This is a genomic window from Vibrio sp. Isolate22 (assembly GCF_022398115.1).
GTDB lineage: Bacteria > Pseudomonadota > Gammaproteobacteria > Enterobacterales > Vibrionaceae > Vibrio.
On sequence record NZ_JAKEUW010000007.1, the window covers coordinates 25,115 to 48,767 of the forward strand.

21 protein-coding genes and 1 riboswitch are annotated in these 23,653 nt (G+C 46.2%); of the genes, 13 read left to right on the top strand and 8 right to left on the bottom strand.

Features of this window, described 5'->3' with window-relative positions; genetic code table 11:
- Positions 1-166 precede the first annotated feature (166 nt).
- From L1D55_RS06370 to L1D55_RS06380, 3 genes are read left to right on the top strand one after another with little or no spacing between them, the layout of a single operon-like run.
- A complete protein-coding gene (locus L1D55_RS06370; RefSeq protein ID WP_239916898.1) occupies positions 167-1,861 on the top strand; it encodes a DUF927 domain-containing protein in 1,695 nt (564 codons plus the stop codon).
- On the top strand, positions 1,858-2,142 hold the full coding sequence (locus tag L1D55_RS06375) for a helix-turn-helix domain-containing protein (protein ID WP_115385670.1): 285 nt from the start codon (positions 1,858-1,860) through the stop codon (positions 2,140-2,142). Before L1D55_RS06370 ends, L1D55_RS06375 begins: the two co-directional genes overlap by 4 nt.
- Position 2,143: 1 nt before the next feature.
- Positions 2,144-2,368, top strand: coding sequence for a hypothetical protein (locus L1D55_RS06380; RefSeq protein WP_115385669.1), 225 nt, complete (start codon positions 2,144-2,146; stop codon positions 2,366-2,368).
- A 198-nt stretch (positions 2,369-2,566) separates the two neighbouring features.
- On the opposite strand, the gene L1D55_RS06385 is transcribed toward L1D55_RS06380, so the two are convergent.
- The 4 genes from L1D55_RS06385 to L1D55_RS06400 all read right to left on the bottom strand — a co-directional run bounded on the left by L1D55_RS06385 (position 2,567) and on the right by L1D55_RS06400 (position 6,273).
- Positions 2,567-3,430, bottom strand: a complete 864-nt coding sequence (locus tag L1D55_RS06385; RefSeq protein WP_239916899.1) for an SDR family oxidoreductase — start codon at positions 3,428-3,430, stop codon at positions 2,567-2,569.
- A gap of 16 nt (positions 3,431-3,446) precedes the next feature.
- Positions 3,447-4,079: an alternative oxidase gene (locus L1D55_RS06390; protein WP_239916900.1), complete on the bottom strand. Its 633-nt coding sequence runs from the start codon at positions 4,077-4,079 to the stop codon at positions 3,447-3,449.
- A 212-nt stretch (positions 4,080-4,291) separates the two neighbouring features.
- Positions 4,292-4,717 (bottom strand): phosphate-starvation-inducible PsiE family protein, encoded by a 426-nt coding sequence (locus L1D55_RS06395; protein ID WP_008224461.1) that lies wholly within the window; start codon positions 4,715-4,717, stop codon positions 4,292-4,294.
- A gap of 185 nt (positions 4,718-4,902) precedes the next feature.
- Positions 4,903-6,273, bottom strand: coding sequence for an NCS2 family permease (locus tag L1D55_RS06400; protein WP_239916901.1), 1,371 nt, complete (start codon positions 6,271-6,273; stop codon positions 4,903-4,905).
- 58 nt (positions 6,274-6,331) lie between these two features.
- Positions 6,332-6,431: riboswitch (purine riboswitch) on the bottom strand.
- Positions 6,432-6,732: 301 nt separating this feature from the next.
- Here L1D55_RS06400 and gmk point away from each other — a divergent pair.
- From gmk to recG, 4 genes are all read left to right on the top strand, one after another.
- Positions 6,733-7,356: a guanylate kinase gene (gmk, locus tag L1D55_RS06405; protein ID WP_008224466.1), complete on the top strand. Its 624-nt coding sequence runs from the start codon at positions 6,733-6,735 to the stop codon at positions 7,354-7,356.
- Between the two features lie 119 nt (positions 7,357-7,475).
- Positions 7,476-7,748, top strand: coding sequence for a DNA-directed RNA polymerase subunit omega (rpoZ, locus tag L1D55_RS06410; RefSeq protein ID WP_009848003.1), 273 nt, complete (start codon positions 7,476-7,478; stop codon positions 7,746-7,748).
- 39 nt (positions 7,749-7,787) lie between these two features.
- A complete protein-coding gene (gene spoT / locus L1D55_RS06415) occupies positions 7,788-9,914 on the top strand; it encodes a bifunctional GTP diphosphokinase/guanosine-3',5'-bis pyrophosphate 3'-pyrophosphohydrolase (RefSeq protein WP_239916902.1) in 2,127 nt (708 codons plus the stop codon).
- Between the two features lie 422 nt (positions 9,915-10,336).
- Positions 10,337-12,415, top strand: coding sequence for an ATP-dependent DNA helicase RecG (gene recG / locus L1D55_RS06420; RefSeq protein ID WP_239916903.1), 2,079 nt, complete (start codon positions 10,337-10,339; stop codon positions 12,413-12,415).
- Between the two features lie 338 nt (positions 12,416-12,753).
- On the opposite strand, the gene envZ is transcribed toward recG, so the two are convergent.
- Together envZ and ompR are read right to left on the bottom strand one after the other, a co-directional pair.
- A complete protein-coding gene (gene envZ, locus L1D55_RS06425; RefSeq protein WP_239916904.1) occupies positions 12,754-14,049 on the bottom strand; it encodes a two-component system sensor histidine kinase EnvZ in 1,296 nt (431 codons plus the stop codon).
- Positions 14,050-14,217: 168 nt separating this feature from the next.
- Positions 14,218-14,937, bottom strand: coding sequence for a two-component system response regulator OmpR (gene ompR / locus L1D55_RS06430; protein ID WP_008218409.1), 720 nt, complete (start codon positions 14,935-14,937; stop codon positions 14,218-14,220).
- A gap of 442 nt (positions 14,938-15,379) precedes the next feature.
- Between ompR and greB the strand changes: the two genes are divergently transcribed.
- The gene (gene greB, locus L1D55_RS06435; RefSeq protein ID WP_239916905.1) at positions 15,380-15,862 is read left to right on the top strand and encodes a transcription elongation factor GreB; all 483 of its coding nucleotides are present in this window, start codon (positions 15,380-15,382) and stop codon (positions 15,860-15,862) included.
- A 654-nt stretch (positions 15,863-16,516) separates the two neighbouring features.
- Positions 16,517-18,847, top strand: coding sequence for a Tex family protein (locus L1D55_RS06440; protein ID WP_239916906.1), 2,331 nt, complete (start codon positions 16,517-16,519; stop codon positions 18,845-18,847).
- Between the two features lie 125 nt (positions 18,848-18,972).
- Here the strand turns inward: L1D55_RS06440 and L1D55_RS06445 are convergent, their stop codons facing one another.
- Together L1D55_RS06445 and bioH are read right to left on the bottom strand one after the other, a co-directional pair.
- On the bottom strand, positions 18,973-19,446 hold the full coding sequence (locus L1D55_RS06445) for an ATP-dependent Lon protease (protein ID WP_239916907.1): 474 nt from the start codon (positions 19,444-19,446) through the stop codon (positions 18,973-18,975).
- Positions 19,447-19,622: 176 nt separating this feature from the next.
- On the bottom strand, positions 19,623-20,399 hold the full coding sequence (gene bioH / locus L1D55_RS06450) for a pimeloyl-ACP methyl ester esterase BioH (RefSeq protein ID WP_239916908.1): 777 nt from the start codon (positions 20,397-20,399) through the stop codon (positions 19,623-19,625).
- 93 nt (positions 20,400-20,492) lie between these two features.
- Between bioH and L1D55_RS06455 the strand changes: the two genes are divergently transcribed.
- The 4 genes from L1D55_RS06455 to cysQ all read left to right on the top strand — a co-directional run bounded on the left by L1D55_RS06455 (position 20,493) and on the right by cysQ (position 23,602).
- Positions 20,493-21,206 carry a ComF family protein gene (locus tag L1D55_RS06455; protein WP_345772778.1) on the top strand — a complete coding sequence of 238 codons (714 nt, stop codon included), beginning with the start codon at positions 20,493-20,495 and terminating at the stop codon, positions 21,204-21,206.
- A gap of 109 nt (positions 21,207-21,315) precedes the next feature.
- The gene (gene nfuA / locus L1D55_RS06460; protein WP_004741449.1) at positions 21,316-21,900 is read left to right on the top strand and encodes a Fe-S biogenesis protein NfuA; all 585 of its coding nucleotides are present in this window, start codon (positions 21,316-21,318) and stop codon (positions 21,898-21,900) included.
- 289 nt (positions 21,901-22,189) lie between these two features.
- A complete protein-coding gene (gene nudE / locus L1D55_RS06465; protein ID WP_061033119.1) occupies positions 22,190-22,741 on the top strand; it encodes an ADP compounds hydrolase NudE in 552 nt (183 codons plus the stop codon).
- Between the two features lie 33 nt (positions 22,742-22,774).
- On the top strand, positions 22,775-23,602 hold the full coding sequence (gene cysQ / locus L1D55_RS06470) for a 3'(2'),5'-bisphosphate nucleotidase CysQ (RefSeq protein ID WP_239916910.1): 828 nt from the start codon (positions 22,775-22,777) through the stop codon (positions 23,600-23,602).
- Positions 23,603-23,653 lie beyond the last annotated feature (51 nt).

Consider the following 23,653-nt stretch of genomic DNA (forward strand, 5'->3'; position numbering starts at 1 on the left):
AACACCACCCTATCACGCACTCAATTTCACCGCCAAATAGCCCGATTTGGACAGTTCCAGAGTGCTCATTATTCAGCTAGCACAGATACCATAATAATCGTCGACGAAATGAACTGAAATCAGCTGAAAACTATAGTGCCGCGGCCTTTCAACTAAGGACAGACTTATGAGCCAAACAGTTACAGCCCAAAAAATTGGCTTAGTCTTGGAACAAAAAGATAAGACTCCAATACTAATCGCTGGTCCAACTTATGTTAAAGCGTTCACCTATGATCCAACCTTTATGAAGGATTTCGGAGTGCTTTTACAATGGACATCTCGCTCGGAAAATGCTCACGAGCGCGTTTTCAAAATGAGAGATATTCTGGCTGATAGCGGAAAAAATATGCTTCAATCATTAGCCGACACTGGCTTATTCATTCATCACAAAGCAAAGTACTGGCACTTTATTCTCGACTACCTGATGAGTGAAAACCCCGAGAAAACAGTAGTAACTGTTGAAAAGACCGGTTGGTACTTTGGTCAATTTGTTGCACCTAATTGGGTCGCAGGGTTCGGTGAGCAAGAGGTGATGTACAACGGTGATTCACCTGATCAATTAAAATCCAATGGCACCTTTTTAGAGTGGCAAGACAACGTTGCCACTCTCTGTCAGGATAATGCTTTGATGATTTTCACTTTGTGTGCGGCATTTGCAGCACCCTTACTCGATAAACTCGACTGGGACTCGTTTATAATCCATTTTTTAGGTTCATCAAAAAATGGCAAAACAACATTAATACGATTATCGGCATCTGTTTATTCTGATTACCAATATCGAGACACGTGGAGCAGCACAGCAAACGGCCTCGCAGGCCGCGCTAAGGATAGAAACTGCATGCTGGTTTTACTCGATGAGCTTCACCAAGCAGAACCTGAAGATGTTTCCAAAGTCATCTACCAAATAGGTAATGGCGTATCTAAACTCAGAGGTAATAAGGACGGTGGTTCGAGACCTCAGGATTACTGGAGTTTGATCGGGCTATCAACAGGTGAGGTTAGCCTTGAACAAAAGCTCGCAGAAGCAAACAAAAAACCACAAGCTGGCCAGTTGATGCGTTTTTTTCAGATCCCTCTTTTTCAGACTTTTGGTGTGTTTGAAAACCTACATGGTTCAGCGTCACCAAAAGAATTTGCCGAACGTATTGCCAAAGTTACGAAACAACAATTTGGCACGGCTTTGCAACCGTTCCTGCATCAGATTTCAGCGATGCCAGACCTAGAACAAACCATTACCGCTCAAATCAAAGAAATTTCCCAAACTTGGATTAATAACCTGCAAATCAACCCTAGTAATCAAGTTGCATTTGCTGCTGATAGATTTTCATTTCTAGCTGCTGTTGGTGAGCTTGCTATCGACCTGGGAGCCCTGCCTTGGGAAAAAGGTTCAGCCCAATTTGAGATAGGGAAAGTGTTTGAAGCATGGCTAGCCAACTACAGCGAAGAATTTGATTACGAGGAGCGGCATATTCGCGAGCAACTGCGCAAATTTCTTCCCAAGAGCCAGTATTCAATCAAACCACAAGGTGCGGAGACTAATGTCGGATGGTGGAAATTGAATAGTCATGAATTGAGTTGGCATGTCCGCCGTGATGCTTTTAAAACTGGCCTAAAACTCGAATTTGATCATCAAGTTATTCAAGCCGCCATGATATTAAAAAAGCAAGGCTGGCTTCAGACTAACGAACCGTCACGAGGCACATTTAAAAGTAGCATTTCAGGGAAGGCAGAAAGGCACTTCAAACTACTTCCCAACCAAATCGCTAAAGACTTAAACATCAACATTGATTTCAGCCGCTTTCAACAAGGAGGTGAGGCATGATTTCCCACTTTCCCATTTCCCAAAAGGAACGAGCGGAAGCTAAAGCGCTTCTGGCAGATATCAAGACCGCAACAGAAGAACTCCGCACCTTGATCACATCGCAAAAGCAGTTTCTTAGTGCTGAAGAGACCGCCCAATACACAGGTCTATCAGTTAAGTACATATACAAGCTGACCCATGCTAAGCAGATCCCGCACTACAAACCAAATCGCAAACTGTACTTCAAGCGTGATGATCTCGATGCCTGGTTGATGTCCTACCGAGTAGAGGAGGAGAAGTAAAATGAATTATACTGAACCTACTCTTAAACAAAGGGCAGAGATCTTGAGCACATACGGTGAGTCAGAGCGCTTGGTAAGAGAAGCTGAGCGCAAACAGATCACCTCGGTCAGCAACACCACATGGTGGAGGCTAAGCCGAAAAGGCCAAGTTCCGGTAGCCAAACAAGTTGGTACAACCAAGTCTTGGTTACTCTCCGATCTGCTGCTGTGGATGCAACATCAGTAAGTTAACCAAAATTTTTTTGGTGAGTATATCGGTGAGTAACAAATATTGGTTACTCACCATAATTGATTGAAAGCATTGATTTAAAGGGCATTATCAATGCTATTCTACGAGCAAATTCAGAACATTGAATAAGCCAACGCAGAGCTAATACAAGTAAGCCCCTGCATCGAAAGATGCAGGGGCTTTTCTTTTATGGCTTTATGCTAGCGATAGCGCCTTTTTAACATTGAGTTCAAACTCTTCTTGAGTCAGCTCACGACTCAGCTTGTCGAAATAAACAGAATCATGACCAGCTGGCACACGAGCCTGTTGAGTATCACCTTCAGCAACGGCCAATACCGCTTTTGCCACTTCAACAGGTGATGGGCCTTGGTTTATCTTCTCAACAACCTGTGGCAATAAGATGTTCGCTTGCTCAGCATATGGGGAGTCTGGACTGGTCGTCGACGGATTCGCTTTTAGGCCATTCTTCACAAACCCGGTTTGGAACAAGCCTGGCGCAACCGTATGAACCTTGATTCCATAAGGCGAGAGTTCATAGCGCAGCGAGTCTGTGATCCCCTCTACCGCATATTTACTAGAGTTGTAGTGGGTAAGTAGCGGAAGCCCCATCTTTCCTAAAAATGAGCTGACGTTGATGATCATCCCTGAGTTCTGTTCGCGCATGAATGGGATCACAGCGCGACAAGTGCGAAGGACACCAAACACATTAACATCGAACTGATGCATAAACTCTTCATCCGTTCCCTCTTCTACGCTGGCCACTAATCCATAACCTGCGTTGTTCACTAGAATATCGAGTCGACCTGCATCGCTCACCACCATCCGGATTGCATCGTTGACATCTTGTGTTAGCGTTACATCACACACGACAGGCGTCATCGATAAGCCTTTTTCAGCAAATACTTTTTCAAGCTCAAGGCCTTTAGCAATACTGCGAACAGAGCCATAAACACGATAATTTTTTTGTGCAAACAGGAGTGCCGTTTCTAGCCCCATTCCCGAGTTTGCCCCAGTAATAAGTACGACCTGATGAGATTGCTGTTGAGCGGTATTCGTCATAATGGTTTCCTTTGAATTAGCATTGATGCTCAGGTAAGTCTTTCGTTTTGTAGAGATTAGCAATGTCGTGATTCTTGTCGCGATGCTTAGCTTCATCCTCTCTGATACGGAAAAGTACATCTAAGAATGTTGCGCCTTCAGGTAGGCGATAATAGGTAATCGCGATTTCTGGCGCAGGATGGTTAGGTAGAGCCCCCTCTTCAATTTTGGATATGTACTCTGAATAACTGTTACAGGCTTCCTCTTCAAAGTAGCCGACAATCCTATGCGCTGTTTTAGATGAAACTAGGTAGATAACGCCGTAGATGATGAGAAAGATGAACTGCAGTAACATCACTAAGATGCGTTCTATAACGGACGGCTTGGTAACGGTCAGGAAAATCATCAAATGCATCCGTTCATTGTCTGCTTCATCCAATAGCTCTTTGATCCAACCGCCATCATCTTTCATACGACGTAATGCTTTAAGGTGGTTAAATACACCTGCGACCATGCCTGGTACAGCCGCAATGGTTTCCAACAACATCGCACGTTTGGCTAAATGTTTTCCATAAAACAGGTTAAGCGTTTTTTTGAGAAGTCGAGTAACAAGAAGCGCAACCTTTTCGGAGAATATTTCAGGTTTGTAATGAGTGCTTTCAAAATGCATAGCGTGTTCCTTATATGAGTCTAATACTCACCAATCAACATTCATGCCAGAGCAAAAATCCTTATACATCAAGGAAAATACAAACAAAAGAGTCATTAAGACATCATATAATTAAATGTCAAATAGACTCACTGGTATATTTTTGACACTGCAAAGATAATAAAAAACCCAGCGACATGGCTGGGCTCTTAAGTGACTTATAAGTCGACGGTTTACTCGTCTGGTTGCTTGGTTCGAAGATCGACATACGGCCAGTAGTGATGACCAACTCGAATCAGCAAGGTTGCGGCCGCCAAAATAAATGCCGCTAGAGATAACCAAACGATCAGAACCGCATCGAGTTCCTTCATTCCCAGAGTAATGTAGCGAGCAATCGCCATCATCGCGATGTAGATTGGATATCGCACAGGGATCTTACCGTTCATCACAAACTGCTGAACCATGGCCAACACTTCGAGATAGATGAACATCAGCAGAATATCGGTCAGTTGTACTCTGCGCTCTGTGAAGACGTGCATGAACTCCTCAAGCATCGCAAACAGTGTTGCAAGGGTAATCGCCACCAGCAGCACCGCTTCAAGAATATGGAAAACCTTTAAGAAAGGCTTACTGAAAGATTTGGGTAAATGAGAAGGCATAGTCACTCTTCAAAAATAATTAATCCAATCTCTACAATAGCATGCCTCAATATAAGTCGCTCCTCCTCTATCGGAGAACACCATCAATGGAACACCTTTTGTTGAAGCAGATACAAAAATGGCCCCACATTCACTGCAGAGCCATTTATTCATTCTTTGTCTCAGCTTAACTCGGCCGATTAGCCTTAAAGCAGAATCAGGTAGGTTAGGAACACCACACACAGGCCATAGATTAACGGGTGAACTTCTTTCCCCTTACCTGCGACAACCATAGTGAATGCGTAGCTGATAAAGCCCATCGCCATGCCGTTTGCAGGTGAGAAGCTTAGTACCGTGAACATGATGGTGAAGAAGGCTGCAATTCGTGACTCTTTCTTCTCCCAGTTGATCTGACCAAGGCGACCGACCATGTAGATACCTACCACGACCATTGCTGGTGCAACCATAGCTGCCGAGAAGATAGAGAAGATTGGGTACAGGAATAGCGAGATTAGGAACAAGCCAGCAACCATCACTGCCGCCAAACCTGTCTTCGCACCTTGAGAAGAGGCAATACCCGACTCAGAGAAAGCAGTAATCGATGTAGTACCAAGAATCGAACCAATCACCGTACCACCCGCATCTGCCACTAGAGCAGACTTCGCATTTGGTACCTTACCATCTTTATCGATGATACCGGCATCACGGCCAACACCGACAATCGTGCTCAAACCATCAAAGAAGTCGACAATCAGGAAGATAAGTACAATGAACAATAGGTCGAACATTTTCTCAGCAGTAAACGCAGAGAAGTCGAAGATAGCGCCGAAGCTACCTGCCATACTCGGTGGCATCGCCACTAGCTGCTCTGGGATTGGCGCATTTGATGTACCCATGAACACGTCAGCTAGGATTGTCAGTGCAATCGCTGATACGAATGAGATAAATGTCGCTAGCTTGATATCACGAACCATACAGCCAAGTGCAATAAAGATACTGATGTAAGCAATGATCACTTGTGGGTCTGAGATATCACCTAAGCCAACCAATACAAACGGATTAGAAACGATGATGCCCGCATTCTTAAGGCCTAAGAAAGCGATGAACAAACCGAGCGATACCGTAATCGCCAACTTTAAGTCCTCAGGGATCGATTCAATCATCGATTTACGAATATTGGTCAGAGAGAACGCAAGGTACAAAATACCAGAAAGGAAGATACCAAATAGCGCTTCATTCCAAAGCACGGCAACAGAACCACTTAACAGCAGGCCTTTGAAGAAACCGTTCATGCTCATGCCCGGTGCTAGCATCACAGGGTAATTACCCCAGATGCCCATAATTAGCGTCGAGATAGCCGCAGCCAAAGCCGTTGCAGTAAATACCGCACCTTTATCCATACCCGGGATACCACCCAAAATCGCTGGGTTAACCGCCAGAATGTAGCTCATTGCCAAGAAAGTAATGAAACCTGCATACAGCTCAGTGCCAATCGTGGTCTTTCTTTCAGTGATTTTAAACATTGAATCAAGCGAACCAGAGGTGTTCTGGGCTTTCAGGGTGGAATCGGTACTCACAACAAAACCTTTGCAATAAATTAAGAATTTGGGGATTCAAATGCTGTGAGAATAGAGAGGTCTCTACACTAAAAACTGTAGTCACCAAGATAGGCTCGGTAGTAGAAACATTTGATCCATTTCATCAAACATATACAGCATTTAATCGTTTGCGCGGATTGTAAGGATTGAGATTAAAACTTCAACAAATTTTGTCGAGATCACATAAAAAAGTGCAGTTGATGAGTGATTACATTTCTAGAACGATCTTTGAGAAGATCATTCGCCAATAAATAACGATCAAGCCAGTTGTTCTCAATCATCTAAATATGCTACTCTTCGCCTCCATTTTTCTGACCTAATTTTCACCAGTTGCCGCTCTATACGCGCAATTACCGGAACGTAATTAAGGTCAGTGCTATCTTTTATAGTGTCGGTTTATCGCCTTCACTCAATCCAACCAACAGTGGAAATATACAGATGGGCAAAGGTACTCTTTACATCGTATCTGCACCTAGTGGCGCAGGTAAGTCGAGCTTGATCTCAGCAATGCTAGAAACCAATCCAACCTACGCAATGAAGGTATCTGTTTCACACACCACTCGCGGTATGCGCCCTGGTGAAGAAAATGGTGTTCACTACCACTTCGTAGAGAAGCATCACTTCGAAGACCTCATCAAGAAGAATGAATTCCTAGAGTACGCTGAAGTATTCGGCAACTACTACGGTACTTCACGCGTTTGGATTGAAGAAAACCTCGACCGCGGTATCGATGTATTCCTAGATATCGACTGGCAAGGTGCTCGTCAGATCCGTGAACAGATGCCTCAAGCGAAGAGTGTATTCATTCTTCCACCATCAAATGGTGAGCTAGAGCGTCGTCTAAACGTTCGTGGTCAAGACAGCGAAGAAGTTATTGCGAAACGCATGAGCGAAGCGAAGTCAGAAATCTCTCATTATAATGAGTATGACTACGTGATCGTGAATGATGACTTTGATGCAGCCCTAATGGACTTCAGAGCTATCATTCGTGCGGAGCGCTTAAAAGAAGATAAGCAAGCAGCAAAATACAGCGGCATGCTTACTGCTCTACTGGCGGAATAAGCTAGCAAGGCTAGATTTTCCATTGAGATAAGTATACGGTGATCTAGAAAGTCTCTAGTTAAACTTGTATACTTTCTCGTCATCAAAAATTTATTAGTTAATTACTATTTGGAGTCCTCATGGCACGCGTAACTGTTCAAGACGCTGTTGAAAAAGTTGGCAACCGTTTCGACCTAGTTCTTATTGCGGCTCGCCGCGCACGTCAAATGCAAACTGGCGGTAAAGATTCACTAGTGCCTGAAGAGAACGATAAGCCAACGGTTATCGCTCTTCGCGAAATCGAAGAAGGTCTTATCACTAAAGACGTACTAGATGCTCGTGAACGTCAAGAGCAACAAGAGCAAGAAGCGGCTGAACTTGCAGCAGTAAGCAGCATCGCTCACACTCGATAAGAACGTCATTCGAACTAATTAACCTTCCGGGCCTTTAATTTGTATCTATTCGATAGCCTCAAAGACGTTGCCCAAGAATACCTAACAGAGCCTCAAATTGAGGCTCTGCGTCAATCTTATGTGGTAGCGAGAGACGCCCATGAAGGGCAAACCCGCTCAAGCGGTGAACCATACATTATCCACCCTGTAGCTGTTTCAAGAATCCTGGCAGAAATGCGTCTGGATATCGAAACCCTACAAGCTGCTCTACTTCATGACGTGATTGAAGACTGTGATGTCACGAAAAAAGATCTAGAGGAAAAATTTGGCAATACCGTTGCTGAATTGGTAGATGGTGTATCTAAGCTGGATAAGCTTAAATTTCGTGATCGCAAAGAAGCGCAAGCAGAGAACTTCCGTAAGATGGTTCTCGCCATGGTGCAAGACATCCGCGTTATCTTGATCAAATTAGCTGACCGTACTCACAACATGCGTACGCTTGGGGCACTTCGCCCTGACAAAAAGCGCCGTATTGCTCGTGAAACCCTAGAAATCTATTCTCCACTAGCTCACCGTCTTGGTATTCATAACATCAAGACCGAACTAGAAGAGCTGGGCTTCGAAGCCCTCTACCCTAATCGTTATCGCGTACTGAAAAACGTAGTGAAAGCTGCGCGTGGTAACCGTAAGGAGATGATTCAACGTATCCATAGCGAAATTGAAGGCCGCCTTGAAGAAGTTGGCTTACCTGCTCGCGTACTTGGTCGTGAAAAGAACCTGTTCTCCATCTATAACAAGATGAAAACCAAAGAGCAGCGTTTCCACACCATTATGGACATCTACGCTTTCCGCGTGGTGGTTGATACCCCAGATACTTGTTATCGCGTACTTGGTCAGGCACACAGCCTGTACAAGCCTCGTCCTGGCCGCATGAAAGATTACATCGCGGTACCAAAAGCCAACGGCTACCAATCTCTGCATACATCAATGATCGGCCCTCACGGGGTGCCAGTTGAAGTTCAGATCCGTACTGAAGATATGGATCAAATGGCAGACAAAGGTGTCGCGGCGCACTGGTCTTACAAAGGCAACGGCTCACGCAGCAGTAATGGCACAACCGCACAGGTTAAAGCACAACGTTGGATGCAGAGCTTACTTGAACTACAACAAAGCGCAGGTAACTCATTCGAATTCATTGAAAACGTTAAGTCTGATCTGTTCCCAGATGAGATCTTCGTGTTCACGCCGAAGGGTCGCATTGTCGAACTTCCTGCGGGCGCAACAGCGGTCGATTTTGCTTACGCGGTACATACCGATGTCGGCAACATGTGTGTAGGTGCTCGTGTAGACATGAACCCTTACCCACTCAGCAAATCGCTGAAGAACGGCCAAACCATTGAGATCATCAGTGCTCCGGGCGCACGTCCGAATGCAGCATGGCTCAACTACGTAGTGACATCTCGTGCGCGTACTAAGATCCGTCAGGTTCTGAAAACCATGCGCCGTGAAGAGTCTATTACGCTAGGTCGTCGTCTACTGAATCACGCACTTGGTGAACACTCTATTGCCGATATCGGCCAAGAGAACCTTGAGCATGTGTTGTCAGACTTACGCCTAGATAACGTTGAAGACTTGCTCGCATCAATTGGTCTTGGTGAGCTGATGAGTATCGTTATTGCTCGTCGCCTGCTTGGTGATGCTGACGAACTGACTGAAGTGGAAAACAACAGCGACACACCTAGGAAGAAACTTCCGATCCGTGGTGCTGAAGGTCTACTGCTAACGTTCGCTAACTGTTGTCACCCGATTCCAGATGATCACATCATTGCCCATGTATCTCCAGGTCGTGGCCTTGTGGTTCACCGTGAAACGTGTCCAAACGTTCGTGGTTACCAAAAAGAACCAGACAAGTACATGGCGGTTGAATGGTCTGACGATTACGACCAAGAGTTCACAGCTGAACTACAGGTTGATCTGCAGAACCACCAAGGTGCACTGGCTGAGTTAACTAACGTTATCTCGAAAACAGGCTCAAACATTCACGGTATTTCAACCGAAGAACGTGATGGACGCTTGTACACAGTGACTATCTTGCTGACAACCAAAGATCGTGTTCACCTTGCGAGCATCATGAAGAAGCTACGTGTAATGCCACACGCGCTCAAAGTAAGACGCCGTAAGAACTGATCAAAGTAAAGATGAGGGATTCGAGATGGCGAGATGCGAAGAGAAAAAGACTTCGTGACTCACTATCTTGGCTCCACATCTGCTTTTAGTTTTTTCGAATCTCGGTAGATAAAGCAGATGAGAGATACGAGTCTCGAGATGCGAAGAGCAAAAGCTTTTCACCACTCAACTTTTCGTATTTCGAGTCTGCTTTAGTTTTTTGTACTGCCCTATTTCTCTCATATCCCATTTACATACATCCCGTACTCGCTCTTAGTCTTTTCGTATCCCGTTTACCCGTATCCCGCACTAGCTCTTACCCGTTCGAATCTCGTTTACCCGCATCCCGTATCTGCTCCTCATCTGCTCTTTCGCTTTATCCTGTACAAAAATCCAGTAAAATGCTTGAATAGATCATCACTCTTACGTTTATGAGCCTTGTTATGTCACAGCTTTTATCTGCTATCCCTCTCAACTCTTTATCTGGAGTCGGCGCTAAAGTCGCAGAGAAACTGGAAAAGGTTGGACTTAACAATGTGCAAGACCTGCTGTTTCACCTCCCTCTGCGCTATGAAGATAGAACTCGTATCTATCCGATCATTAAACTGCACGCTGGAATCTGGGCCGCAGTCCAAGGCAAAGTGATGAGCGTGGATACCATTTTCGGTAAACGTAAGATGTTGGCGGTAAAGATCAGTGACGGTAATGGCACCATTACGCTGCGCTTTTTCAACTTCACCGCAGGTATGAAGAACAACTTTGCCGAGGGCAAACAAGTCCATGCTTATGGTGAAATCAAGCGTGGCAATATGGGGCTTGAGATCGTCCACCCGGATTACAAATTCTTTACTCCAAGACAGCAACCAGACGTGGAAGCTAACCTAACTCCGGTGTACCCAACCACTGAAGGGCTGAGACAAGTCACGCTACGTAACCTAACCGACCAAGCGTTAGAACTGATCGACAAAGCAGCCGTCAATGAACTGCTACCATCTGGCTTATACGATCATCAAATCACCCTAGCACAAGCACTGCACACCATTCACAGACCACCTCCAGGGATCGACCTCGAGTTGTTTGATGAAGGTAAACACCCTGCACAGCTGCGCTTAATTATGGAAGAACTACTGGCTCAAAACCTATCGATGCTGTCGGTCCGCAGTAAAGGACAGCAAGATAAAGCGATGCCGCTTCCTCCAGTGAATACACTCAAAGATAAACTACTGGCTCAGCTACCATTCTCGCCAACCAATGCTCAAACACGCGTAACCCAAGAGATTGAAACTGACTTAGAAAAGCCGCACCCAATGATGCGCTTAGTACAAGGCGATGTTGGTTCAGGTAAAACCTTGGTTGCAGCACTAGCGGCCGTTCGCGCACTGGAACATGGTCAGCAAGTCGCTTTGATGGCACCAACCGAACTATTAGCAGAACAGCACGCGATCAACTTCGCCAATTGGTTTGAAGCCATGGGCATTCAAGTCGGTTGGTTGGCAGGCAAACTCAAAGGTAAAGCTCGTGAGACTGAGCTGGCACGCATTGCCAGCGGCGAAGCGCAAATGGTGGTGGGTACTCATGCTCTCTTCCAAGAACACGTCGAGTTCAAAAACCTTGGTCTCGTCATCATTGATGAGCAACACCGATTTGGTGTCCACCAGCGACTAGAGCTGCGTGAGAAAGGCGCTAAGCAGGGCTATTACCCTCACCAATTAGTGATGACGGCAACGCCAATTCCACGAACGCTAGCCATGACGGCCCATGCCGATCTCGAAACCTCAATAATTGATGAACTGCCGCCGGGGAGAACCCCCATCCAAACCGTCGCCATCCCAGATACCAAGCGTGATGACATTGTTGAGCGCGTACGTAATGCCTGCCTCAATGAGGGCAAGCAAGCCTATTGGGTGTGTACACTGATTGATGAGTCAGAAGTATTGGAGGCGCAAGCTGCTGCGGACACTGCAGAAGAGCTGCAACGCAAACTGCCTGATGTGAAAATTGGTTTAGTACACGGCCGAATGAAACCTGCCGAGAAACAAGCCGTAATGCAGGAGTTCAAAGAGAACAAACTGCACCTATTGGTTGCCACAACCGTGATTGAAGTGGGTGTGGACGTACCGAATTCGAGCTTAATGATCATCGAGAACCCAGAGCGTCTTGGCCTAGCGCAACTGCACCAATTACGAGGCCGTGTTGGCCGTGGTTCGGTCGCAAGCCACTGTGTACTGCTGTATCACTCACCACTGTCGAAAACCGCTCAGAAGCGCTTAGGTGTACTGCGTGAAAGTAACGATGGTTTTGTGATTGCTCAGCGAGACTTAGAGATCCGTGGCCCCGGGGAACTGCTTGGTACTAAACAAACAGGCTTGGCTGACTTTAAGATTGCCGACTTGGTGCGAGACCAACGTTTAATCCCTGAAGTACAGCGTATCGCCCGCCATATTCACGATAGCTATCCAGACAATGCTAAAGCGATCATCAATCGCTGGTTGGGTGAACGTGATGTGTATTCGAAGGCGTAATTAGCCCGTACATTCCCGCTTACAACGTAAAAAGGCTTCCACAAGGAAGCCTTTTTTAGTACACGTTACTTTAATAGACCGAGATTCCCTACTCGTTCGTTCCTCACGATAGGGAATGACGAAAGGTTGCGGATTGATATCGTCCGACTTAGATTTTACCACCAGTCTTAATCCCCGCCTCTCTCTAGCGTCAGCTCTACGTAGTAAGAAATAGCTTCAAGGTTAAGCACACCGTTTGTGCTTAATGAACCTCAATACTTATCACACCGTCATCCTCGAGAGGGAAGAATGACCGAGTCGGGGATCTATTTTCAGGCTCCTCCACAACTAAATAAAGCCTAAGGCTTAACCGGGAAACTGATCTGTGCTTTTAAGCCACCTTCGCTGCGGTTATTCACTACTACCGCGCCTTGGTGTTGGCTGACAATACGTTTCACGATTGCCAAACCTAAGCCTGTTCCCTCACTGCCACGAGCAGTATCGCCTCGAGTGAAGGGTTCAAACAGCTTACCGATCTGGTCTTGTGGGATACCCGGGCCATTATCTTCTACTGTCACCCACGCCAGTTTGTTATCCGCTGTCATACCTGTTGATACTTTCACCCAACCATTGCCATAACGCAGCGCATTCACCACCAAGTTACTCACTGCACGCTTCATCGCGATCGGGTTGCCTAATGCAGGCTTCATGGTATTCGGAATATCAGTTTCAATCTGCACCTCATAGCCACCTTCAGAGCTTGATACCTCGCGTGCAATATCATCCACAAACACCGCCTGGAATGATTCACGATCGACTGGCTTCAAGTAGTCCATAAACTGGCTAATGATCTCATTACACTCTTCAGTATCACTGATAATGCCTTCCGCTAAATAGGCATCTTCTGGTGACATCATCTCGGTGGCCAAACGGATACGCGTTAACGGAGTGCGTAAATCATGGCTGATACCGGCCATTAACAAAGCTCTGTCTTCTTCCAATTCTTGAATGCCTTTCGACATCTGGTTGAAAGCACGAGTTACTGAACGAATCTCTTGCGCACCTTGCACTGGCAATGGCGGTGGAATATCACCACGACCGACACCTTGCGCGGCCTTCTCAAGCGCAATCAGCGGGCGGTTTTGCAATCGGATAAACAGCCAGCCACCAGCGACAATCAACATCGCCATGATCAAGCTATTACGAAATAGTGGCGCAAAGTCTTCTTCTTGTAGTTCAGAGAGTGGAATTCTAATCAATGAGTTTGGCAGCTGTGCTATGTCCATCCACAGCACATAACTCTCTTTACCCAAGATAAGCCGCACCTCAGTTTCAGAGCCTAACTCTTTGGTCATCTCTTCGCTCATCAGGTCAATCGACACTGCGTGGTAATACTCACCGGCCGCTTCGCTGTCCTTGGCATGGACCGTTACTCCAAGTTGCTCAAGCACGCGCTGGCGCAGTGGTGCATCGATCTCAATATTATTGCCTTGGTCCAATACCAGGTTTAACTCGTGTGCCAATATCTTATTGAACTGCTGCAAACTTGGCATCAAAGCGTAGTTGAACACGGCGTAGTAAGAAAAGATTTGGCTAGCGACCAAGAGCGTTAAGAAAAGCACTATCGACTGAGTAAAGGAGCTACGTATGCGCATAGAAGACCTAAAATGGAAGTTAGGGAAACAGAAACATAATAGAAACTATAACTCTAATCCCTTGTGCTGAATACAAAACGGGCCATCACATATCAATGAGATGGCCCGTAAATAGAGAATTCTGAATCACAGAATCAATAAAGCTGCTGTCGAGCTTTTAATACTAGATTACACAGCCTTACCATCAGGAACGAAGACATAACCTAAGCCCCACACCGTTTGGATGTAGCGAGGTTTGCTTGGGTCTTCTTCCACTAGACGACGCAGACGTGAAATCTGAACATCGATAGAACGTTCCATCGCTGAATACTCACGGCCACGAGCCATGTTCATCAGCTTATCGCGAGACATTGGCTCACGTGCATTGGTTACTAGTGACTTAAGTACCGCAAATTCGCCCGAAGTAAGCGGCATTGGCTCTTCGCCACGGAACATTTCACGTGTACCTAGGTTCAAACGAAACTCACCAAACTCAACCACAGACTCTTCTGTACTTGGTGCGCCTGGTGCTTCAATCACTTGGCGACGTAATACTGCTTTGATGCGAGCAAGCAGTTCGCGTGGGTTGAATGGTTTTGGTAGGTAGTCATCAGCACCAACTTCCAAACCAACAATACGGTCCACTTCATCACCCTTTGCCGTCAGCATCAGGATAGGCAGCGAGTTGTTTGCGTTTCTTAGACGACGACAGATCGATAGACCGTCTTCGCCCGGCAACATTAAATCCAATACCATCAAGTGAAAATTTTCACGGGTTAACAGGCGGTCCATCTGCTCACTGTTTGCCACGCTACGCACTTGAAAGCCTTGCTCTGACAGATAGCGCTCTAACAAAGCACGTAAACGAGCATCGTCATCGACCACTAAAATTTTGTAGTTTTCTTGCATGTAATGGTTCCACCTATTAAAGCTCAAACCTAAAGTTAAGCATTCTTGGTAAATTGTATTAGGGCGTGTTGACCTTTCGTGGTTAAATTTTGTTCGAGATAAAAGCGTTTTAATCGCGGCGAGGGGGAAGTAGCCTAGTCATTCTAAGCAAATCTCCCTCAACAACGAGTAAAACGCTTTTAGCCGAACCCTTCGGGCAACGTTTGCTGGTCATTTCTACTGCGTTATCGGCTTCTCATGTAGGCTAGCTACACATCAAAGCCTCTGCCTTGTATAAATACCCAGCAATTCGTTGCAAAAATCAGCTCGAAAGATCAACACGCCCTGGTATAAGACATTAAAAATGTAACATTATTGGAGAAAAAGTCGCCTAAATAATTGTTAACGTATGTTGCCTTTCTATATATTCTATCTTAGATCATCATTTCATTAAGTCAGATTTATGAAAACCAAACTTATCACCCGAGAAGGTTATAACAAACTCAAAGCCGAACATGACCACTTGTGGCACGAGAAACGCCCTGAAATTACTAAAATAGTCACTTGGGCTGCAAGCCTTGGAGATCGCTCAGAAAACGCAGATTACACCTTCAATAAGCGTCTACTTCGTCAGATCGATCGCCGAGTACGTTTCTTAAGAAAGTTCCTACCGGATGTCACAATCGTTGATTACTCACCACAACAAGAAGGTAAGGTATTTTTCGGGGCTTGGGTCGAAATCGAGAATGATGATGGAGAAATTAAGAAATTTCGAATTGTCGGTCCAGAAGAGATCTACGGCGATGCTAAAGGTTATATCTCTATCGACTCGCCAATGGCTAGAGCTCTACTTAAGAAAGAAGTGGATGATGAGTTTACGGTAAAAACACCGGAAGGCGACAAAGAGTGGTTCATTAACTCGATTAGCTACGTAGACAACCAATAACTCAACTTATTAGGGCGTGTTGAGTATCCCGAAAACCCAAACTCCAGATAAAAGAAAACCCCGCAAGGCTTTCGCCTAGCGGGGTTAAGTCTCTATCGCAGCAATCCGGCTACTGTTTATCTCTTCGAGATAAGGTGCTCCCTGCATCTTTCCTTGATAGTGGCTAAATCCTTTAACCAATTTCCTTTTTGTTCATCGCCATCCTAGCGGTGTCCATTCTAGCCTGTCGTCCTGACTGGCGAATCTCATCCAGAGATTATCACTTCCTTGCTGACCACTCATCCTAAGTAATCAAATCTTCATCCTGAAGATACCTAGTCCATTAGGCTTTTTCCTGTTCCTGCCAACTCCCTGTCGACAAGTTAAATATTACGGGAAATGGCCGTGTTTCCTAGATAGTCCTAAAAAACATTTACTGTGGGAAATACGCCCAAAAACGTCAAAACCAATAAAATCATTGACTTATTGTTTTATTGGGACAATTTTCTGAGTTTAAAGTGACTTAGTCTCACATCACTTGTAAGAGATCTCGCACAAAGCGGGTATCACAAACGGAAATTCGACTTCTGACAGGATAATTACACAGTCAAAGCTAGAAAAAGCGTACGCTCACCCCCATGTATTTGTCACGATATTAAATAAGAGATTCATCGGATGAGCCAAGCTATCTGTCGACTGATCGCTGAAGAACTGAATGTTCGTTCTGAGCAAGTCACCGCCGCAGTAACCCTAATTGACGACGGTAATACCGTTCCCTTTATTGCCCGCTACCGTAAAGAGGTTACGGGAGGCTTAGACGATACCCAATTACGTAACCTTGATAGTCGCCTTTCTTACCTTCGTGAACTTGATGATCGTCGCCAAACGATTCTTAAGTCGATTCAAGACCAAGGTAAGCTCACGCCAGAGCTCGAGCGTGATATCACTCAAGCCGACAGCAAGACTCGTCTAGAAGATTTATACCTACCTTACAAACCAAAGCGCCGCACGAAAGGCCAGATCGCGATTGAAGCGGGTTTAGAACCACTTGCCGACACACTGTGGAATGAACCACAGCACGATCCAGAAACGGAAGCGGCGAACTTCATCAACAACGATAAAGGCATTGCCGATACCAAAGCCGCTCTTGATGGTGCTCGTGCGATCATCATGGAACGCATTGCGGAAGATGCAAACCTGCTAGAAAAGATCCGCCAACACCTAACACGCAACTCAGAGCTAGTCGCTCGTGTAGTGACAGGTAAAGAGCAAGAAGGCGAGAAGTTCAAAGACTACTTCGAGCACAACGAAACACTCAGCAAAGTGCCGTCTCACCGTGCACTTGCGATGTTACGTGGCCGAAATGAAGGCTTTCTAACACTAGCGATGAATGCCGATCCTGAGCAAGAAGAAGGCGCTCGTGGTTCTTACTGTGAAAACATCATCTCTGATCACTACGGTATTACTCTGAGCAGTGCACATGCAGATACATGGCGTAAGCAAGTGATCAGCTGGGCATGGCGTATTAAGGTTTCTATGCACATGGAAACCGAACTCATGGGCGCGATGAAAGAGCGTGCAGAGATCGAAGCGATTGAAGTATTCGCCACCAACCTAAAAGACCTACTGATGGCTGCGCCTGCTGGCCCTCGTGCAACGTTAGGCCTAGATCCAGGTTTACGTACCGGTTCGAAAATCGCGGTTGTTGATTCAACAGGTAAGGTTCTCGCGACAGAAACCATTTACCCTCACCCACCACAAAAGCAATACGACAAATCAGCTCACGTTGTTGAGCAGATGGTTCGTCAGTTTAACGTTGACCTCATTGCGATTGGTAACGGCACCGCTTCACGCGAAACCGACAGCTTCGTGGCTGATGTGATTAAGCGTGGCAACCTAAAGGCGCAAAAAATCATTGTGAGCGAAGCCGGTGCATCGGTGTACTCAGCGTCTGAATTAGCAGCGAAAGAGTTCCCGAACATGGACGTATCACTGCGCGGCGCTGTGTCTATCGCGCGTCGTCTACAAGATCCTCTAGCTGAGCTTGTGAAGATTGACCCTAAATCGATCGGTGTGGGTCAATACCAACACGATGTAAGCCAAACCATGCTTGCTAAGCGCCTAGATGCGATTGTCGAAGACTGTGTAAACGCGGTTGGTGTTGATGTGAATACGGCTTCTGCTGCACTACTGACGCGTGTCGCTGGCCTTTCTAGCGCTATCGCTCAGAACATCGTCGACTACCGAGATGAAAATGGTCGCTTCGAAGCGCGTACGACACTGAAAAAAGTCGCTCGTTTGGGGCCAAAAGCCTTTGAACAGTGTGCTGGCTTCCTGCGTATCATGGACGGCAAGAACCCGCTAGATGCATCATCGGTGCACCCAGAAGCTTACCCAGTGGTGAAGAACATCGCTGAGAAAAACCAGAAAGACATCAAGTCTCTGGTAGGTAACACAGACTTCCTACGTGGTTTACATGCCATTGATTACACCAATGAAAACTTTGGTGTACCGACAGTGACAGACATCATCAAAGAGCTGGATAAGCCGGGCCGTGACCCTCGCCCTGAGTTCAAGACTGCTACCTTCGCCGACGGAGTAAACAGCGTTTCAGACTTGGAGCCGGGCATGATTCTAGAAGGTGTGGTATCAAACGTGGCTAACTTCGGTGCCTTTGTCGATATCGGCGTTCACCAAGATGGTTTAGTACACATTTCAGCGCTTACCGATCGCTTTGTCTCTGACCCACGTGAAGTGGTTAAAGCGGGTGACATCGTGAAAGTAAAAGTGATGGAAGTGGATGTTCAGCGTAAGCGTATTGCACTCAGCATGCGTATGAAGGACGAGCCGGGACAAGATAACCGAGCTCAGCGTTCAAGCGCACCTCGCACGCAAAGCCGCCCGAATCAACACTCGCAAGGTGGACAACGCCGTCGTGAGGAGCCACAACAGAATGGCGCGATGGGTGGTGCATTCGCAGCTGCTTTTGCTAAAGCGAAAAAGTAATCCTTTAGCGCATTTGAAAAACAGATTCGCCTAAAACAGAAAACCTGCATCCCTTAGGGTATGCAGGTTTTTTATTATGTGTTCAAAAGAGACATCGAAGCTTGATGGGGTCATAAGTTTTCGACTTACAACACGACCAGCATCTCTGATGGAGCATGAGGCGCAACAGCATGACCATAATGATACTTTATGACCTTACGTCGTTTCTCCATCTGTCCCTCCTGAATCGCCGCACCTAAAACATGCTTTGGCAGGCGGAAACGCATGGTATAGCCTTTTCCTTGGTCGGCACTGTATGTTCTCAGCGCCAACAAGCTGAACAGCCTATCAAAAGGATCTTGTGACTCTTCTTGGCTAACCGAATTGGCCTCTGACTCGTTCTCCATTTCATAACCTGGATGGTCTGAAGGATCCCAAGCCGACTGCTGCCTTCGTTTATCGTCCGACTTTACCTTGCGCTCTGCATTGGTTCTCGCCAATGCTACTGCGGGAGCAACAGGCTCTCGGACTTTATTATCACGCGCAACTTGCTCTGTTTGCACATTAACGGACGGGGCGATTAGTGGCACACTCACTGCAGTTGCAGGTGACACAATCATCGCGAACTCTCCTCAAGAATCGCCCATCGCTGCTGCCATAACACTCTTGTGCTGAGTTAGCACAACAGGCATGGCCCAAGTTACTGCACTCTGCTCAGGTGAGAGAGAGATGTCTGAGTATCATACAGCGCATTGGTTAGATTATATATCGACCAAGATGGTGATAAATTTAGCAATTATTTTTGTGCGAAGCTGACTAGCTCACTGCAGAAGGCATCCGCTTCCGTCATAAACGGTGCATGCGAGGATTGGGTGAAGATGTACTGCTCGGTGTGAGGTAGCGCATTACCCAGGTCTTTGGCAACCTTGATTGGTACCAGCCCGTCTAATCGACCATACAAGCGCAGCATAGGAACGGAAATCTCCGGTAATTGTTCTCTTAAATCAACATCAGACAGCATCTTTAGACCTGCCAATAATGATTCAGGGTTTGGTAATGGACGGGACAGTACCGCTTGCTTAAGCTGTTTTACGTCTTGCCTTGCCGAAGGGCTGCCCATGGCTTGCAGGGCCATAAAACGTTCGATGGTGGTTTGAAAGTCTTCAACCAACTGTTCCGTAAACGCGGTTAATACGTTGGGCTGGATACCGCGCCATAGTACCGGCTCTTTTGCGGCAGCGAATTTCGGTGAACTAGCAACCGTCACCAACTTGCTTACATAATCGGGATGATGCAATGCCATGTGCGTTGCCACCAAGCCACCGAGTGACCAACCGACCCAAATCGCGTGTTTAGGTGCTTCGGCCAATAGCTGCTGGGCTATCTCTTCAAGATCTTGAGCATGACAATGAGAGCTATGACCGTAACCAGGCAAATCGACAACGTGAACTCGGAAATCAGCCTCTAACGCATTTACGGTTTGCTGCCAGACTGCACCGTTCATTCCCCAACCGTGGACTAACACCAAATCGGGTCCCTGCCCTGAAACATGCCAACATAACGCGTCACTCATTCTCAATATTCCCTACTTTTTCCATCAGCGATAACCTGCACTTTTCAGTATGGTGAGCAAAAGGAACACCATAACCCAAAAGCATCGCGAGCTATGTTATCCGATTGGCTACAAAAACACACACCGCGTCTGGTCACACCTCAATGTCACCTGTGTAAGCTAGATAAACAGCCTGATGATCATCACCCTCGATGGTGTAATAGTTGCCTAAAGCTGTTCGAGCTCACGCCTCGCTGTCAAAGATGCGGATTGAAAACGGTCACAGCCGTCGAGCAATGCGGTGAATGCTTAGCTAACCCGCCACCTTGGCATCGGCTCTATTGTGTCGGTGATTACACCTTTCCAACCGCAGGCTATATACAACAGATGAAGTATGCCGATAAATTCTGGTTTGCCCGAGATCTGTCAACCTTGCTCGCGTCCCGCATTGAAGAGCCAGCATCGCTAGTCACCAGTGTTCCTTTACATTGGCGTCGATACATTCATCGCGGTTTTAATCAGAGTCAGTTGTTAGCGCGTTACACAGCTCAAGAACTCAAAATAGGCCATGCCGTTTTGTTCAAGCGCATCCGCTCAACCGCTTCACAACAAGGGCTCACTAAATCAGTCAGAAAAAGTAATTTGAAAGGGGCATTCGCGATGAGAAACACCAACTTTTCAGCGATCGATTACTCACATGTCGCGATAATTGATGATGTTGTAACCACAGGCAGTACTGTGTATCAATTATGCCAATTATTACTTGAAGTAGGGGTGAAAAGGATTGATATTTACTGCATCTGCCGCACTCCTGAGCCCTCTGGATAACTGGCGTGAGTCGCTACTTGTACAGCAATCCAACAAAAAAGGGCTGAATTACAAATCTGACAGGAGTAGAATGGCGCTAATAGCCTACAAATTTACTCAGGTATTCGTCGTGTCAAATATTACTATTACAGAAACAGCTCAAACTCATTTTGCCAATCTGCTGTCACAGCAGCCTGAAGGTACAAACATTCGTGTATTCGTGGTAAACCCGGGTACACAAAACGCAGAGTGTGGTGTTTCTTACTGCCCAACAGATGCTATTGAAGCGTCTGACACAGAACTTAAATTCGAAGCTTTCTCTGCATATGTAGATGAGCTAAGCCTACCGTTCCTAGACGAAGCTGAAATTGACTTCGTTACTGACAAGATGGGCTCTCAGCTAACGCTTAAAGCACCAAACGCTAAAATGCGCAAAGTAGCAGACGATGCACCACTTCTAGAACGTGTTGAATACGCAATTCAAACACAAGTTAACCCACAACTTGCTGGTCACGGCGGTCACGTTAGCTTGGTAGAAATCACTGAAGACGGCGCAGCTATCGTAGCATTCGGTGGTGGTTGTAACGGTTGTTCTATGGTTGATGTAACGCTAAAAGAAGGCATCGAAAAAGAACTTCTTCAACAGTTCGAAGGTGAACTGACTGCTGTTCGGGATGCAACAGAGCACGATCGTGGTGAGCACTCTTACTACTAATCTCTGATTAAGTATGAATAATTTTTTGAAAGGTTGATGCGCAAGCGTCAACCTTTTTTGTTATATGGATGAGCAAGTTAGGACTATCGCGTTCTCTCTATACTCTTTTGTTATCCAGCAATATTTTCACCTCGTTACCATCTTGAATAAGGTATTCAAGTGATCGTAATCGATTCCTGCTTCAATAATTTTCGGATATGAAAACTCGGATCTAGGAACTCAAGGTCATTTCCCCTATATTAGAATGACTTTATAAGAAAGAATTCCAATGAGCTAAGGAGCGAGCGCAATGACAAAAAGGACCAAGCCAGAGATTTTGGCTAAACAAACTGTCGCTCAATCAAGACTATTCTCTATCGAGTCTCTCGACTTACGCTTTTCAAACGGTGAAGAGCGCACTTACGAACGCATGAAGCCTAGCGGACGCAACGCAGTGATGATGGTTCCGATTACTGAGCAAGGCGATATTCTATTAGTACGTGAATATGCAGCGGGAACTGAACGCTACGAACTCGGCTTTCCAAAAGGGCTGATTGATCCAGGTGAACAACCAAGTGACGCTGCGGTTCGTGAACTCAAAGAAGAGATTGGCTTTGGTGCTAACAAACTCACTCCACTCAAGGAAGTGATTCTCGCTCCCTCTTACTTTTCTAGCAAAATGACGCTATTTATCGCAGAAGACCTCTACCCAGAGAAGCTAGAAGGTGATGAACCTGAACCACTGGACATTGTGCGCTGGCCGCTTGCTCAAGCCGAAGAGCTATTAACGCATCTCGACTTCTGTGAAGCTCGCAGTATTACCGCCCTACTATTGACCCTTCGCTCGCTGAATAATAACTAAAGCCATAAGCGCTCGAAGAGTAAGAGAATATTTATGCCAACAACAAAAGATTTGTCTCATCTCCTACCCTCTGTGATTGAGGTTGCTCGCTCTGCAGGCCAACTCATTTTAGAGATCTACGAAAAGAAAGATTACGAAGAGTTCACCAAGAGTGACGACACGCCAGTCACCAGTGCCGATCTAGCTGCGCATAAACTGATCTCGAAAAAACTGAGTGAGCTCACGCCAGATATCCCTGTGCTATCTGAAGAGGCCGCTGACATTAGCCTAGAAAAGCGCGCACAATGGGACCGCTACTGGCTGGTTGACCCACTAGACGGAACACAGGAGTTCATCGCAAGAAGCGGTGATTTCGCGACAATTATCGCCCTAATTGAGCACAACAAGCCGGTAATGGGTGTGGTATATGCTCCAGTTTCTGGTGTGAGCTATTACGCATACAGCGGTAAAGGGGCTTGGAAGATTCCAGACCTTAACGATAGCGTTAAAATCAAAACGCATCGTCATGAGCTACCAAACCAATCTATTGCAATGGCGATCAGCCGTCGCCAAGACATCAATCGTATCACTAGCCGCATGAGTCCCGCTTGGAACTACGACTTAGTACCATTAGGCTCAGCAGCTTTGAAAGCCTGTTTAGTCGCTGAGGGTGCTGTCGATTGTTACTTGCGCCTTGGTCCTACCGGCGAGTGGGATACCGCCGCGACACAGTGTATTGTTGAAGAGGCGGGTGGACGCATCTTAAGCACTCAATTAGAGCCACTCTCATACAATGAAAGAGAGACGCTAGAGAACCCGAATTTCATCGTTCTTGGGGATGCAAACTTACCATGGGCCGAGATCCTACGAAGCAACGATTAGGGCTTTGACCTAAGCTAGCTAGAACAGTCTTCAAATAAATTGGGCACCTCA